This window comes from Mycobacterium hainanense (assembly GCF_041890355.1).
Taxonomy (GTDB): domain Bacteria; phylum Actinomycetota; class Actinomycetes; order Mycobacteriales; family Mycobacteriaceae; genus Mycobacterium; species Mycobacterium hainanense.
The window spans coordinates 5071970-5084505 of the sequence record NZ_CP169059.1; the positions used below are offsets into that span (position 1 = coordinate 5071970).

Consider the following 12536-nt stretch of genomic DNA (forward strand, 5'->3'; position numbering starts at 1 on the left):
AGTGATCGCGTGTGCGGTCAGGGCTTTGCGCGTGCGTCCCGGGCGACGACACGCCGATGAGCTCCGGCCTCAGCGCACGCTCAATCGTCGGAAAGCCAAGGGGTGCTACGTCTGCGGATCCGATGCCCCGGCCGCGTGCCGCGGTTGGTAGAGCAGCGCACGAACCAGGGGGCGGGGCCCGACGGACCGAAGCATCTGGCTCGCCGGACGCACCCGTACCCGCTTCGGCCACCAGAACCAGCGTCCCATCAAGGTCATGATCGACGGAGTGATGAGCGATCGGACGACGAAGGTGTCGAACATCAGGCCGAGCCCGATCGTCGTACCGAACTGACCGATCGCCCGCAGGTCGCTGGAGAGCATCGTGGCCATCGTCACGGCGAACACCACACCGGCCGCGGACACCACCGGGCCCGTCACGCCGACGCCGCGGATGAGTCCGGTGTTCAGGCCGGCCCCGATTTCCTCCTCGATCCGCGACACCAGCATCAGGTTGTAGTCGGACCCCACCGCCAGTAGCACAATCAACGCGAATTCCGTTGCCACCCAGTGCAATTGGAAGTGGCCCAGGTGCTGCCAGATCAATGTCGAGAATCCGAACGCCGCGCCTAACGACAGCACGATCGTGCCGACGATGACGCCTGCTGCTACCAGGGCGCGGGTGACGATCACCATGATGATGAAGATCAGCACGATCGACGCCACCGCGGCGATCAGCAGGTCGTACCAGGCGCCGGTGGCGATGTCGTGGAATGTCGCGGCGGTGCCGCCGAGGTAGATGTCGGCGTTCTCCAGCGAGGTGAGCTTCAGCGCCTCCTTGGCCGCGTTGCGCTCTTGCTCGACGGACTTGATGCCTTCCGCGGTTGCCGGGTCCAGGGCGTGAGTGATGATGAAGCGCGCGGCCTTTCCGTCGGGCGACACCATCAGGCTCAACCCGAACTGGAAATCGGAGTTCTGGAAGATCTCCGGCGGCAGGTAAAACAGGCTTTCCACCCGAGCGTCGTTGAACGACTTACCCATCACAGCGTTGGTGTCGGTGAGCCGGTCGAACTGGTCGATCAGACTGTCGAACGAGCTGTAGATGGTCAGCGTCGTATCCCGGATCGCCTTCGACACGGCGATGTTCTCGGGAATGATCGCCAACAGTTCGCGCGTGGCCGCGGCCGTGTTGGTGAGATCACGGGTGAGGGCGTGGAACTTCTCGGCGAGCTGATCAAACCCGTCCAAGGCATCGAACAGGCTACGCAGCGACCAGCAGATCGGGATGTCGTAGCAGTGCCTCTCCCAGTAGAAGTAGCTGCGGATCGGTCGCCAGAAGTCATCGAAATCCGCGATGTGGTCTCGGATTTGGTCCGTGATGGCCGCCGTCTCACCCGTGGTTTTCGAGCTGTCGTCCGCGGCGTCCGCGAGCCGCTTAGTCACCTCGTACTGGCGTTCCAGCAGGGAGATCTGGGTGTCGAGGAACCCGGTGATCTTCTTGATGTCGCCGACGCGGTCTCTCAGGTAGTTGAGGTTGTCACGGATCGGCGCGGTTTGCACGCTGAGCTGGAACGGAATTGACCCGTCTTCGATCGGTGGGCCGAGCGGTCGGGTGATGCTCTGCACCCGTTCGATGCCCGGCACCCGGAAGATGGCACCGGCCACCTTGTCCAGCACCAGCATGTCTCGGGGATTGCGCAGGTCGTGGTCCGATTCGATCATCAGCAGGTCCGGGTTGAGACGGGCCTGGGTGAAGTGCCGATCGGCCGCGTCGTAGGCCTGCACCGAGGCGGCACTATGCGGCAGGTAGTAGAGGTCGTTGTAGCGGGGGGTGAAGCCCGCGAGACCAAGGGCGCCAACGATGGCAAGAATGACAGAGGTAGCAAGGATGGGCGCCGGCCAGCGCACGATGGCCGTCGCCAGGCGGCGCCACCGGGTGTAGTTGAACTTGCGCTTGGGGTCCAAAAGACCGAAGCCACTGGCGACTGCGATGAGAGCGGGCGTCAGCGTGACCCCGGCCGCCACCACCACCAGCAGACCTATCGCGCACGGGAACGCCAGCGAACTGAAGTAAGGCAGCCGGGTGAACTTCAAGCAGGCCAGCGCCCCAACAATGGTCAGACCCGAGCCCAGCACCACCTTGCTGACACCGGCGAAGGTGTCGTAATAGGCGGCTTCCCGGTCCAGACCGCGTTCACGGCCCTCCTGGTAGCGGCCCACCATGAAAATCGCGTAATCGGTACCCGCCGCGATCGCGAGTGAGGTCAGCAGGTTTACGGCGAAGGTCGACAACCCCAGGACGCCGGTTTCGCCCAGCAGCGACACCACGCCGCGGCCGGCCAGCAGCCCAATGAAGAGGATGAACATGGTCAGCAACACGGTGCTGATGGACCGGTAAACGAACATCAGCATGATCGCGATGATGACGACCGTGATAATGGTGATCTTGGCCAGGCTCTTGTCACCGACAACGATCACGTCGGCGGTCAGCGCTCCCTGGCCCGCGACGTAGGCCTTGACGCCGGCGGGCGGTTTGGAGTCCGCGACGATCTTGCGCACCGCGGCAACGGATGCGTCGCCGACCGCCCCTCCCTGATCGCCTTTGAGGTTGACCTGGACGTAGGCGGCCTTATGGTCGTAGCTCTCCACACCTGAGGACGTGAAGCGCTGTCCCCAGAAGTTCAGCGCGTGCTCGACGTGTTCGTGGTCGGCCTGGATCTTTTTGACCAGGTCGTCGTAGAACCGGTGCGCGTCCTCGCCCAGCGGTTTGTCACCGACCAAGGTGACCAGGACGAGGTTGTCGGAGTCGTACTCCTTGAACTTCTCGCCGATGTGCTTCATCCCGGTGACCGACGGTGCGTCGGACGGCGAGAGCGGAACGGAGATCTCCTCGGCAACCTTCTCCAACTGTGGGACGAAGACGTTGACGCCGACCGCGATCAGCACCCAGCAGACGACGATCGGCAGCGCCAGGACGCGGACGGCGCGGGCGATACGCGGCTTGTGCTCGACTTCGGTGGGTTGTGCGGCGGGTATTTCGTCGGTGTCGCTGGTGTTGTCGGTCATGCGGACTTGTCCAGGCAGGAGACCTGCGCATTGCGCGTCTCGGCTTGCCGTTGATCGACCAACTTCCCGTCGACCGTGATCCGGCAGCCGATGGAGGGGCTGTCACCTTGCGCGACGACGTAGGCGAAGATGCCGGGCATCTGGGCGACGATCGTCTTCGACCACGGCAACGTGGAGAAGTTGGCCTTCTGCGGTTGCGCGTCCGCGTCCATCCAGTTCACGACGCCGGTCGTCCCGGGCGGTCCCAGGATTTCGTAGATGGCGGTCTTGGGCGCATACGGGGGGGTCGCGTCCCGCGGATCGGGCTTGGGCAGGCCAGGTCCCGGGAAGACGCCGTTGAGGCGGTCCACCGCAACGCCGCCGATGATCACCGCCACGACCACGACCAGCAGGACCCATGCCCGCCTGAGCAACGTCAACACCGTTCCCCCTGATCACGTTTGCCCACCGGGCTGATGCTAAGACACTTCATCTGTTCGAGCATTTCGTCGCGTGAGCCACGGCTACCCCGAACGCCATCGCCGCCGATTTAATTCCTGCGGTGTGCCGTCGTGCCGCGGCCGCGTCGCCGCCCATGGCGCGGTGGCCGCACTGCTCGTCGCATCCCGCGTGGGCCACCCGCCGACGCAGGCTGGCGGGGCAGACATCGAAGTACCGACGCTGCAAGTCATTTCGCCGGCGGGCTCCGACCTAGGGGCTACTGACCTGTCGCACCAACGAATTCATCGAATTGACCGTCTCGGACCGCGGCGCAATCGACAACGGGCATACCCTCGAGTTAGTTACGAAAAGTAATTCGCTGGAGTAGGGAATTGTCGGTTGAATTGCGCGCGTGGCCATTGTGCGAAATGCGGAAAACAGCACCGATCGAGGGGCGCCGAGCGTACCCTGGCGACATGGCTACCAAGGTCAGGACCTGCGTGCATTGCGGCCACACGTTCGATCCCAACGACCGACCGCGCGACCTGTCCGACCCGGACTGGCTTCCGGCCGCGTCAATTTATTGTTCACATGAATGCAGTGACCAGTTTCATTGCGATATGTCGCATTGCTGCTCGACGCATGCGAAAAAGAAGGATCATCGCGAAGCCGTCAAGGCGGCGCGATAACCCGCGCCGTCACGACTCGGCCCTAGCCCTCCAACTTGTAGCCCAGCCCCCGCACCGTCACCAGGTGGACCGGGTTGGCCGGGTCGGCTTCGATCTTGGACCGGAGACGCTTGACGTGTACGTCGAGCGTCTTGGTGTCGCCGACGTAGTCGGCGCCCCATACCCGATCGATCAACTGCCCGCGGGTCAGCACCCGACCGCTGTTGCGCATCAGGTACTCGAGTAGGTCGAACTCCTTGAGCGGCAACGTGATCGTGTCACCGTTGACCGAGACGACGTGTCGCTCGACGTCCATGCGCACCGGTCCGGACTCGAGCACACCGTCGCTGATCTCGGAGTCGTCGTCACCGCCACGGCGGAGCACCGCCCGAATCCGGGCGATCAACTCGCGCGCCGAATACGGCTTGGTCACGTAGTCGTCGGCGCCGAGTTCCAGCCCGACGACCTTGTCGATCTCGCTGTCCCGCGCGGTCACCATGATCACCGGCACGCTCGAACGAGCGCGCAGCTGCTTGCACACGTCGGTGCCCGACATGCCGGGCAGCATCAAGTCGAGCAGCACGATGTCAGCGCCGCCACGGTCGAACTCGGCCAGCGCGGCCTGTCCGTCCGTCACAACGGTGGCCTCGAAGCCCTCCTTGCGCAACAGGAATGCCAGCGGGTCGGCCAGCGACTCCTCATCCTCCACGATCAGCACGCTGGTCATCGGCGCGACTCCTTTCCCCCGCAAGCGGGTGGGGCACCCGCGGAGCTGGGGAGAACCCCCACATCGCTGCGCTTTGCATCGTCGTACGCACGGGTCATCGACTCAGTTCTTCCTCTCGTTGTGACCTGTTGGGCCGCACCTCGCGGCCCTGCGGTTGCTCGGGTTCGTCGTCGTTGTCCTTATAGGCCGGAATGGACAGCGTGAACGTGGAACCTGTCCCCGGCTTGCTCCACACCCCGATACTGCCGTTGTGATTGGCCGCGACATGTTTGACGATGGCCAGGCCCAGCCCGCTGCCGCCAGTGGCGCGCGAGCGAGCCTTGTCCCCCCGGAAGAACCGCTCGAAGACCCGCTCCTGATCCTCCAGCGCGATCCCGATGCCCCGGTCGGTGACGGCGATCTCGATGTTGTCGCCGCGGCGGCGGCGGCTGATCGAGACGGGCGAACCGGGCGGCGAATAGGCGATCGCATTGGAGACCAGGTTGGCCAGGGCGGTGACCAGAAGCGTTTCGTCGCCCAACACCCGCAGGCCGCTGGGCGCATCGGTGCGCACCTCGATCTGAGCGTTGTCGGCGGCCACTTTATGACGTGAAATCGCCTCGGACACAACGGTATCGACGTCGACCTCGGTCACATTGGGCAACCGTTCGGCGCCCTGCAGCCGGGACAGCTCGATCAGCTCGGCGACCATGTCCCCCAGCCGGTTGGCTTCGACGAGCACCCGCTCGGCAAACCGGCGGACGGTTTCGGAGTCGTCCGAGGAAGCCAGCAGCGCCTCGGCGAGCAGGGCCATGGCGCCCACCGGCGTTTTGAGCTCGTGGCTGACGTTGGCAACGAAGTCGCGCCTGGTGGCCTCCATGCGCGCGTAGTCGGACTGGTCGTGGGCGAACACCACGGCGAACCGTCGGTCCTCCTCACTGAGCAGCCGCGCCTGGCCGTGCACCGACAGCCCGGACCGGCCGGCCGCCCGTTTGGCCGGCCGCAGGTCGAATTCGATGTCGACGCCGCCGAGCGCCTGCTGTGCCGCCTCCCACGCCTGGTCGTCGAGCTGGCGGTCGCGCACCAGGCCCAGTTCCCTGGCGCGATCGTTGAGGTAGACGACGTCGCGGTGGGAGTCGACCACCGCCACCCCCAGCGGCATCAGCGCGACGATGCGTTGCAGCATCTGCGCGACCGTGATCCCGGTCCACTCGGTGCTCACCCGCTGCCTGCGGTGAGCGGCTTTCGGCGACAGCCGGGTCCCGGCTGCTACCCCTACGGCCAGCCCCAGCACGGACAAGACCCCGGCCAGCAACAGCGCCGAGAACACAGTCACATAGCAAATCCTACAAATCTTCGGAAACGCTGCCCTAGCGGAACGAGGCCAAAATCGGACAAGTCACACTTTCCGCTTCAGGTGTTCCGCTCCCGTTCACGCGATGTTCGGCAAACAGGTCTTTGAGACTCGTTTTGGGCCAGCGCCGGTTTTACCGGCGCCCCTGGCTGGCAACCGCCGCGGCGCCCGCCGCGGCGGCCTCCGGGTCCAGGTAGGTGCCGCCCGGAACCACCGGCCGCAGGTCGGCGCCCAGGTCGTAGCGCAGCGGGATCCCGGTCGGAATGTTGAGCCCGACGACGTCCTCGTCGGACATCTGGTCGAGGTACTTGACCAGGGCCCGCAGCGAGTTGCCGTGCGCGACGATCAGCACCGTCTTGCCACTGCGCAGGTCCGGGACGATGACGTCGGTGAAGTACGGCAGGAACCGCACGACCACGTCGGCCAGGCATTCGGTGAGCGGGCCGCCACCGATGTCGGCGTAGCGGGGGTCGGTGTCCTGGCTGAACTGGCTGCCCTTCTCGATCGGCGGCGGCGGCGTGTCGTAGCTGCGCCGCCAGGTCATGAACTGCTCCTCGCCGTAGCGGTCCTTGGTCTCCGCCTTGTTGAGGCCCTGCAGCGCCCCGTAGTGCCGCTCGTTGAGCCGCCAGCTGCGCCGCACCGGGATCCACAACCGGTCCGCGGCGTCCAGGGCCAGGTGCGCCGTGGTGATCGCGCGGCGCAGCAGCGACGTGTAGAGGACGTCGGGCAACAGGCCCTGCTCGGCCAGCAACTCGCCGCTGCGCACGGCCTCGGCCCGGCCCTTCTCGGTCAGGTCCACGTCGACCCACCCGGTGAACTGGTTGCTTGCGTTCCATTCGCTCTCGCCGTGGCGGAGCAGCACCAACGTGCCGGTATCTCCCATGCCGGCTAGCTTATTCGTCCTCGTCGTCGATCAAATGGGCGAACGCCTGCAGGTTCTTCAGCGACTCGCCGCGAGACACCCGCCACTCCCATTCTTTCTGAATCGACGAGCGAAATCCCAACTCCAACAACGTATTAAAGTCCGCGTCCACCGCTTCGAGCACCTGCCCGAGCACCCGGTCGATCTCGTCGGCGTCCACCGATGCCAGCGACATGCGGCCGACCAGGTAGATGTCGCCGACGTTGTCCAGCGTGTAGGCCACGCCGTAGAGGCGGCGGTTCCGCTTGAGCAGGAAGCGGTAGACCCCTTCGTGGTTCTCGTCGGGCTTGCGACACACGAACGCCTCGACGCGCACCGAGTGCTCGCCGACGCTCAGGATGGTGTTGGTCTTGAGCTTGCGCTCGCCGGGCAGCTCCACCACCAATCCGGACGGACCGCCGTGCGCGCCATCGTGTTTCGAGTACACAAGACCGCTGTCCTGCAGGGCATCCTCGATCACCCGCTCGACCGTGGGGCTCACGCGCCGACCCCGCGGCGCTCGGTGGTGTAGGCGCTGATCGCGCGGCGATAGCTGGCCAGCAGCGCGTCGGTGGTGTTCTCCCAGGAGAACGTGGCCGCGTGCGCGGCCGCCGCCCGGCTCATCGCGTCGGCCTGCGGCGCCGGCAGGCGCAGCATCCGGTCGAGCGCGTCCGCCCACCGATCGACGTCGTGGCCGGCCACCAGCGTGCCGGTGATCCCGTTCCGCACGGCAACCGGAAGCCCGCCGACCGCGGCGGCCACCACCGGGGTGCCACACGCCTGGGCCTCGACGGCGACCAGGCCGAACGACTCCGAATAGCTCGGCACCGCGACCAGGCTGGCGGCCTGGAACAGGGTGGCCAGGTCGGAGCGGGACTGCGGGGGCAGGAAAGTCACCCGCGCGGCGATGCCGAGTTCGTCGGCGAGCCGCCGCAGCCCGTCCGGGGAGGCCAGGCCGCTGCCCGACGGGCCGCCGGCGACCACGATGCGCACGCCGGGCAGTTTCGCGGCGGCGCGCAGCACGATGTCGGGCGCCTTCAGCGGCTGGATGCGCCCGACGAACGCCACCACGTCCTCGTCGAGCGGCAGCCCCAGGGCGGCCCGGGCCGCGCGGCGATCACCGGGATGGAACACCTCGAGATCCACGCCGGGGTGGACCACGTCGATGCGGGCCGGGTCGGCGCCGTGGATCGAGATCAATTGTCTGGCTTCGTCGTCGGTGTTGACGATCAGCCGGTCGGCCTCGTCGACCACCTGCTGCTCGCCGACCGTGCGCAGCGGCGGCTCGGGCGCGTCACCCGCGGCCAGCGCCGCATTCTTGACCGCGGCGAGCGTGTGCGCGGTGTGCACCAGCGGCACCGCCCAGCGGTCGCGGGCCAGCCAGCCGACCTGTCCGGACAGCCAGTAGTGCGAATGCACGATGTCGTAGTAACCCGGCTCGTGCGAGGCTTCGGCGCGCAGCACTCCGGCGGCGAACGCGCACAGCTGGGTGGGCAGGTCGTATTTGTCCAACCCCTCGAACGGGCCGGCCGCCACGTTGCGCACCAGCACGCCGGGCGCCACCCGCGCGACGGGAGGATCTGCGGAGGCGGTGGCCCGGGTGAAGATCTCCACCTCGATGCCGCGGCGCGCCAGGTGCAACGCGGTCTGCAGCACGTAGACGTTCATGCCGCCGGCGTCGCCGGTGCCCGGCTGCGCCAAGGGCGAGGTGTGCACCGCCAACACTGCGACGCGGCGCGGTTTCAGCCGAAAGACGTCGTCGTGCCGCACTCTCTCATCTTTACAGGACGTTCGACCCACGAGCCCAACGCCCCGGACCCGGCTTCGCGTTAAGCGGAAGACTCGTCGGCGGCCACGTCGCGCAGCCGGGGGCCCAGCGCCCCCGCGCGGCGCATCGCTCCGAGCGGGTCGGCATACAGCCCGCCCAGCGACACGGTCCCCGCGCCGGCCTCCTGCACCCGGTTCCCGAAGACGGTGACGCGGATGTCGCGGGGCGGCAGCACCGAGTGCTCGCCGAACGCCGCCTCGACGTGCTCCATGCCCTCGGGATACTCGGTGAAGGCCTGGCCACCGACCACCAGTTCGTCGGGGTTGAGCATGTCGCGCAGCAATGCCACCGCCTGCCCGAGGACCCGGCCCCGCTCATTCAGCAGCTCTTTGGCCTGCTCGTTGCCGCCGCGGGCCAGCCGCAGCAGGTCGTTGATGCCGGCGGCCGACGCGTTCGGCCGGCCCGCGGGCACGAACGGCAGGATCCGCAGCCGGCGGGCGGCGGCCAGAACCGCCTCGTCGCTGACGGTGGATTCCAGCTGGCCGGTGCCGCCGAGCAGCTCGGAGTGTGCGGGCAGGGCGGCGATGGTGCCCGGGCCGCTGGCCGGGCAGTGCACCCGGCCGCCGATCACCAGGGCGTAGCCCACGGTCTCGCGGGCGTACACGTACAGGCTGGTGGGCGAGCTGGGCAGGAATCGCCGCATGCCGAGCAGTAGCTCGGCCCCGGCCATGGCGTCGACGTGCGAGGCCACCGACACGGGCAGCCCCAGCGCGTCGGCCAGCACGGGGCCGACCGGCGCCTGCCGCCAGCCGAGCCGCGGGTGGTCGACGTTCCCGGTCGCGCTGTCGACGGTGCCACCGATCGCGACGCCGACCCACAGCGGGCGCCGCCGATGCCAGCGCTGCAGGTAGCGGGCGGCGCTCTCGGCCAGCGTCGTCAAGGCGGGCCCGGCGGGGCTCAGCGGTGTCGGCGTCTCGACGGTGTCGAGCGTGCGACCGAACAGGTCGGTGGCCACGATGCTGGTGGTGCGGGCCCCGACGTGGATGCCCAGCGTCACGAACGGTTCGTGGTTGATCTCGACCGGCACGCGGGGGCGACCGATCGCGCCGGAGACGGCCAGGTCGGCGCGTTCCCGCAGCAAACCGGCCTCGAGCAGGGCGATAACCTGGCGGTTGACCGTCGCGATGCTCAGCGAGGTGACGCCGGCGATGACGTCACGGCCGACGGGGCCGCGCAAGCGGACGGCCCGGAACACCGATGCCGCCGCCGAGTCGGCGATGTGCAGGGCCGGCGGCACGATCTGGCGGCGCACCGACCGATGGCCCCGGTAGGTGGCACGGGTGGGCGAATGATGAGTCTGGGTGAGGGTATTCGAGCGCACGAGCGTCCTTTGTCCGAGTCTTTGTTGGCCGTCACTGGCCACACCTGAAAGTCAGGAGCGGCAAAGTGCGCGACAACAACACGCACCCGCCGCGCAGAGACACGCGGTGGTGGTGCTGGACAGGGCGCTGAGGTGCACCTCGAAAATTTAGCACGCTCACTAAGGTTGTTTCTATGGTTGGAAATGTCAGGAATGAGCGGGTCGCGGTGGTCACGGGCGCCAGCTCCGGGATCGGCGAGGCGACGGCCCAGACCCTTGCTGCGCAGGGCTTTCACGTGGTGGCGGTCGCGCGCCGCGCGGAGCGGATCAACGCCCTGGCGAGGGAGCTCGGCGGAACCGCCATTGTGGCTGACGTCACAGACGACGCGGCGGTCGCCGCGCTCGCCGACGAGTTGAGCCGGGTCGACGTGCTGGTCAACAACGCCGGAGGCGCCCGCGGCCTGGCACCGGTCGCCGATTCCGACTTCGAGCACTGGCGGTGGATGTGGGAGACCAATGTGATGGGCACGCTGCGGGTCACCCGCGCGCTGCTGCCCAAGCTCATCGACTCCGGCGACGGCCTCATTGTCACGGTGACTTCGGTTGCCGCACTTGAGGTTTACGACGGGGGCGCCGGGTACACGGCGGCCAAACACGCACAGGGTGCGCTGCACCGCACGCTGCGCGGCGAGCTGCTGGGCAAGCCGGTACGGCTGACCGAGATCGCGCCGGGCGCGGTCGAGACGGAGTTTTCGCTGGTCCGCTTCGACGGCGATCAGCAACGCGCGGACGCCGTGTACACCGGCCTCACGCCGTTGGTGGCCGCCGATGTCGCCGAGGTGATCGGTTTCGTGGCCTCGCGGCCGCCCCACGTGGACCTCGACCTGATCGTGATGAAGCCGCGCGACCAGGCGTCGGCCACCCGCTTTAACCGCCGGGGCCAGTCGCCGGGCTAGGCGAGGTGGTAGTCGTCGTCGTCGGCGTCCCGGACAGGCTCGGGGCGGTCGACGGCGTCACCGGCGCGGTCACCGGGATCTGCGTCGACGGCGGGCGCGCGGTGGGCGGCGGCAGCGCCGACATGGCGACCCAGGTGTCCCAGTCGACGGCCCAGTCCCAGATGTCGCCGTCGGAGTAGGACAGCTGAATGGTGCTGCCCGTCACCTCCACCGGGTCGCCGTAGATCGCCGACTGGAAGTATTGCTCGGCGTCGCCCGTCGACAGGTTGATGCAGCCGTTGGTGACGTTGGTGTTGCCCTGTGCGCCCGCGCTCGCCGGGTTGGCGTGGATGAACTCGCCGTTGTTGGAGATCCGGACGGCCCAGCGCTCGTGCACGTGGCTGTAGCCGGCGGCGGGGTTGGACATGTAGAAGTCCGAGTACTTCTCGGTGACCACGTGGATGCCGTTGCGGGTGACGTTGCGCGCCTTGTCGGCCTCGCCGTAGCTGCACGGGAAGTCCATGATCACGCCCTCGTCCCTGACCACCTGAATGCGGTGCGACGAGACCTCGGCCTTCACCACCTGCCGGCGGCCGATCTGGATGTTCAACGAGATGTCCTCGGCGCCGTAGGCGCTGTCGCCGAACGGCAGCCCGTACAGCTTGGCGTCGACGTTGACGGTGGTGCCCGCCGGGTAGTACTCGCGGGTGCGGTAGTGCACGCGGGCGCCCTGCGCCTCGTCGGGCAGCCAGGCCCAGCTGCCCTCGACCGGCGGGTTCGTGGTGACGGTCAACGCCTTCTCGACGGCGGCCTTATCGGTGATCGGCGCGTCGAACTGGATGATGATCGGCGCCGCAACCCCGACGGTCTGGCCGTCGGCCAGCTGGAATGCCCCACCGATCTTCTTGGTGGGCGTCACCGTGGTGAACTTGCCCGTCACCGGGATGGCCTTGCCGTCGTGCCCGACGGCCGAGCCGCTCCAGGTGTAGGTCGCGTCGTAGCCCAGCGGCTCGGTGGTGCTGTAGACGGTGCGGTCGGAGTTGAACTTGCCCGCGACGGCCTTGCCCGCGGAATTCGTCAGGGCCACGTGCTGGAACCAGCCGTCGGTGATCTCGACGCTGATCGGCGCGATCGGCACCACGTTCTCGGTGGCGTCGGCCGGTGAGAATTTCAGCTTCGGCGCGGGCTGCTCTTTCTTCTCGGCCTGCTTGGCCGACGGGCCACCGCACGCAGCCAAGACGCTAGGGGCGAACACCCCCAGTCCGAGGGTCGCCAATGCCACGCGCCGGTTGATCGGCTGCGGGTCGCGCGACGTGCTCACGAAAGTCAAAGATACCGGGCAAAATCCACCAACCCCGCCGCGACGAATCGGGCGTCGA

11 protein-coding genes are annotated in these 12536 nt (G+C 67.6%); 2 read left to right on the forward strand and 9 right to left on the reverse strand.

From position 1 onward, the window contains the following. Positions 1-105 precede the first annotated feature (105 nt). Both ACEL92_RS23885 and ACEL92_RS23890 read right to left on the reverse strand, forming a co-directional pair. Positions 106-3045 carry an RND family transporter gene (locus ACEL92_RS23885; protein WP_374023053.1) on the reverse strand — a complete coding sequence of 980 codons (2940 nt, stop codon included), beginning with the start codon at positions 3043-3045 and terminating at the stop codon, positions 106-108. Then, positions 3042-3464 carry an MmpS family transport accessory protein gene (locus ACEL92_RS23890; RefSeq protein ID WP_374026360.1) on the reverse strand — a complete coding sequence of 141 codons (423 nt, stop codon included), beginning with the start codon at positions 3462-3464 and terminating at the stop codon, positions 3042-3044. Before ACEL92_RS23890 ends, ACEL92_RS23885 begins: the two co-directional genes overlap by 4 nt. 477 nt (positions 3465-3941) lie before the next feature. On the opposite strand from ACEL92_RS23890, the gene ACEL92_RS23895 reads away from it, so the two are divergent. Then, the gene (locus ACEL92_RS23895) at positions 3942-4154 is read left to right on the forward strand and encodes a ferric uptake regulation protein (RefSeq protein ID WP_374023054.1); all 213 of its coding nucleotides are present in this window, start codon (positions 3942-3944) and stop codon (positions 4152-4154) included. A 22-nt stretch (positions 4155-4176) separates the two neighbouring features. Here the strand turns inward: ACEL92_RS23895 and regX are convergent, their stop codons facing one another. The 6 genes from regX to ACEL92_RS23925 form a co-directional block, all read right to left on the reverse strand. Then, entirely contained in the window at positions 4177-4860 is a 684-nt protein-coding gene (gene regX / locus ACEL92_RS23900) for a two-component sensory transduction protein RegX (RefSeq protein ID WP_007167631.1), read from the reverse strand. 94 nt (positions 4861-4954) lie between these two features. Beyond that, entirely contained in the window at positions 4955-6175 is a 1221-nt protein-coding gene (locus ACEL92_RS23905) for a sensor histidine kinase (RefSeq protein WP_374023055.1), read from the reverse strand. Between the two features lie 151 nt (positions 6176-6326). Then, complete coding sequence (locus tag ACEL92_RS23910; RefSeq protein WP_374023056.1) at positions 6327-7076, reverse strand: phosphoglyceromutase; 750 nt, start codon at positions 7074-7076, stop codon at positions 6327-6329. Positions 7077-7086: 10 nt separating this feature from the next. Then, a complete protein-coding gene (locus ACEL92_RS23915) occupies positions 7087-7596 on the reverse strand; it encodes a YbjN domain-containing protein (RefSeq protein WP_374023057.1) in 510 nt (169 codons plus the stop codon). Beyond that, on the reverse strand, positions 7593-8894 hold the full coding sequence (gene mshA / locus ACEL92_RS23920) for a D-inositol-3-phosphate glycosyltransferase (protein ID WP_374023058.1): 1302 nt from the start codon (positions 8892-8894) through the stop codon (positions 7593-7595). The genes ACEL92_RS23915 and mshA overlap by 4 nt, the downstream gene beginning before the upstream one ends. 29 nt (positions 8895-8923) lie before the next feature. Then, on the reverse strand, positions 8924-10174 hold the full coding sequence (locus ACEL92_RS23925) for an ROK family protein (protein WP_374026361.1): 1251 nt from the start codon (positions 10172-10174) through the stop codon (positions 8924-8926). A gap of 242 nt (positions 10175-10416) precedes the next feature. Between ACEL92_RS23925 and ACEL92_RS23930 the strand changes: the two genes are divergently transcribed. Then, positions 10417-11178 carry an SDR family NAD(P)-dependent oxidoreductase gene (locus ACEL92_RS23930; protein WP_374023059.1) on the forward strand — a complete coding sequence of 254 codons (762 nt, stop codon included), beginning with the start codon at positions 10417-10419 and terminating at the stop codon, positions 11176-11178. Here the strand turns inward: ACEL92_RS23930 and ACEL92_RS23935 are convergent. Further along, complete coding sequence (locus ACEL92_RS23935) at positions 11150-12526, reverse strand: Ig-like domain-containing protein (protein ID WP_374026362.1); 1377 nt, start codon at positions 12524-12526, stop codon at positions 11150-11152. The two genes, ACEL92_RS23930 and ACEL92_RS23935, sit on opposite strands and share 29 nt — an antisense overlap. Positions 12527-12536: the final 10 nt, after the last annotated feature.

Excerpts from the sequence above, each read along its gene's own strand:
- ACEL92_RS23910 (WP_374023056.1), bottom strand. The coding sequence starts at position 7,076 with ATGGGAGATACCGGCACGTTGGTGCTGCTCCGCCACGGCGAGAGCGAA.
- regX (WP_007167631.1), bottom strand. The coding sequence starts at position 4,860 with ATGACCAGCGTGCTGATCGTGGAGGATGAGGAGTCGCTGGCCGACCCG.
- ACEL92_RS23895 (WP_374023054.1), top strand. The coding sequence starts at position 3,942 with ATGGCTACCAAGGTCAGGACCTGCGTGCATTGCGGCCACACGTTCGAT.
- ACEL92_RS23885 (WP_374023053.1), bottom strand. The coding sequence starts at position 3,045 with ATGACCGACAACACCAGCGACACCGACGAAATACCCGCCGCACAACCC.
- ACEL92_RS23930 (WP_374023059.1), top strand. The coding sequence starts at position 10,417 with ATGGTTGGAAATGTCAGGAATGAGCGGGTCGCGGTGGTCACGGGCGCC.